Origin of the sequence: Novipirellula sp., from assembly GCF_041583735.1 — a bacterium.
Lineage (GTDB): Bacteria > Planctomycetota > Planctomycetia > Pirellulales > Pirellulaceae > Novipirellula.
Genome location: NZ_JBFHFD010000963.1, coordinates 1 through 2,227 on the forward strand (window position 1 = coordinate 1; position 2,227 = coordinate 2,227).

Sequence of the window (2,227 nt, forward strand, 5' to 3'; positions counted from 1 at the left end):
AGATGGACGAGATGCCAATCGTTTGGAAAGCCATTGTCGGATGAATATTGACACATCGGTGACACGGCGATGCGGTTTCGCAGCGTAACATCTTTGAGCGTCAGTTTTTCGAAGAGTTTTGTCATAGCAGCAGGGGCACGGGGATAACGAGGAAGCAAGCCGGCGGCATACCATAGGCATGTCAGGCGGCAGCGAAGCAGTTAATAGGGGCACGCGAGAATTCTAGCAATGCGGGGTTTCTGGCAACGCGGGAGGACCAGCCGCATGCTGTATCGATTGTGCCAAGGTGTCAATGCGACGGGTGACTTGAGCAAAAATCGCCGCGACGCTCGTTAAATCGCCTTTTCCAGGGCCGGTCAGTGGATTCGTGCGTCTCAGACTCATTACTCCACCCGAATTTTCGTTTGCGGCTGCAGTGGACGTACGATTCGCTCCCTCGGCCGGGGGCGTTTTGATCTTTCCGCGAGCGAAAAATGTGCCGTATGCAATGACTCCGCACCCGCTAAATTCCGATCGATTCGGTTTTAGAGCAAGTTCGTGACACTTTTTCCACACCGCATTGTTTCTGCAATCGCTACGACTAACGTGTGTTTTGCGGGGCCATGACCGAAATTGATACGAGTGACTTCATTGCGGCTTCATCGTTCGTTAGCGTAGACGTGCGGTGGCAAGGCGAGTCTTGTCTGCCCCGTTTTCTGGCTTTTCACGCCTCATGGTTCGGCCTGAAGCCTCGATGCACTGATTCCCACTCCTCACGCGACGGATGCCGATGACCCCCGAAGATTCTTACGACGTACCTGTGCAAACGGATGTCGATGCGGCGGAAGTTTCTGCGACCGATTCCCAGGAACTCGATTCCCATGGGACCGAAACGTATGAAAACCAATCCAGTTATGAAACCGAAACAAATTTAGAGACCGAAACGTACGAAGACGTCGATTCGAGCGACGACGTCGCCCCCCCCGTTGCCTCGGCCGATGATGCGGACAACGCCGAAGTGTTGGTGAGCGAAGCGAGCGAATCGGATGTCGATGAGCAAGAGATCGTCGAAGCCAAGCAAGCTTGGGATGAAGACGATCCACGCTTGGCCGAATTGGCTCAGCCGTTTGTAGGCCAGTGGAACCAATTGATCAGCACGACGAATTGGGAAAAGGGCGAAATCGTCCACCAGTGGCGTTTGGCACTGATCGAGTCGGGGGCGCCTTCGACCGAATACTCCGACGAAGCATGGGCACGTCGCGTGGGCGGCGTGACCGCACCGCACGTGGGACGTTTGCGTCGCGTTTTCGACCGTTTCGGTTCGACTCGTGCCACCTATGACAAACTGTATTGGAGCCATTTTCTAGCGGCTCTCGATTGGGACGACGCTCCGATGTGGCTTGAAGGTGCCGTCCAGGAATCTTGGAGTGTTTCCCAAATGCGTGAAAAACGCTGGGAAGCCACCGGAGCGGTCGAATCGCAACGGCCAACCAACAGCCAAATTGTCGAAGTCGACACCGACGAAGACGTCGTGTTGCCTGCGCAAGGCGGCGGCCGTACCAAAGATTTTGACGAAGAGAGCGCCGGCGAAGTCGCCACGGGACCGCGGCCCGAAGGCCCCGACTTTGGTGACGAAGAAGAGTTTTCGGCGATGGATGCCTCCAAGGCGAACCCGCCGATGACCGAGGCCGAGTCGAAATCAGAATCCTCGGCCGAGATTCCTTCGACCAGCCAACCGTTCGCAGGACTACCCGAACTTCCCGATGATTTGGCCGATGCCATTGAATCGCTGAAGTTAGCCGTGCTGCGTCACAAGTCGGCTAAGTGGGAACAAACCGATGCCGAAACGATCGAACGCTACCTCGTTGCGATCGGCATTTTGCTGAAATCATAAGCAAGCGGCTCACCGTAGCCCGGGCAGCTATTTGGCTGGCCCGGGCTATTTTTTTGCCGCGACTCAGTCTGCCGCAGACGTTGTCTGGCACGACTTTGTTTAACGTGACTCCGTGCGTCTGTGTGCTAAGTTTTACCTGCCATCTTCTTTTTTAAAGGCTGTCTCATCGATGCGAATCTATCCCCTTCAAAATGAATTGCAACTCGAGCACGGTTCGGCGGATATCCACGACGGGTTCGCTGGTGAATCCCTCGGCGGCAAGGCACCCAGCGACATCGTCGCTTATCCAGCTTGTGATCGTCGACTGGCAATCCTGCTATGCATGATCACGACGTTGATTGGTTTTGCCATCGG

Annotated in this window: 3 protein-coding genes; 2 read left to right on the top strand and 1 reads right to left on the bottom strand. The window is 55.4% G+C overall.

Features of this window, described 5'->3' with window-relative positions; genetic code table 11:
• Positions 1 to 222 precede the first annotated feature (222 nt).
• The gene (locus ABX962_RS35065; protein WP_372726297.1) at positions 223 to 384 is read right to left on the bottom strand and encodes a hypothetical protein; all 162 of its coding nucleotides are present in this window, start codon (positions 382 to 384) and stop codon (positions 223 to 225) included.
• Positions 385 to 769: 385 nt separating this feature from the next.
• Here ABX962_RS35065 and ABX962_RS35070 point away from each other — a divergent pair, with 385 nt between their 5' ends.
• Together ABX962_RS35070 and ABX962_RS35075 are read left to right on the top strand one after the other, a co-directional pair.
• The gene (locus tag ABX962_RS35070; protein ID WP_372726298.1) at positions 770 to 1,873 is read left to right on the top strand and encodes a hypothetical protein; all 1,104 of its coding nucleotides are present in this window, start codon (positions 770 to 772) and stop codon (positions 1,871 to 1,873) included.
• A gap of 169 nt (positions 1,874 to 2,042) precedes the next feature.
• Positions 2,043 to 2,227 (top strand): hypothetical protein (locus ABX962_RS35075; RefSeq protein WP_372726299.1); only part of this gene is annotated, 185 nt, incomplete at its 3' end.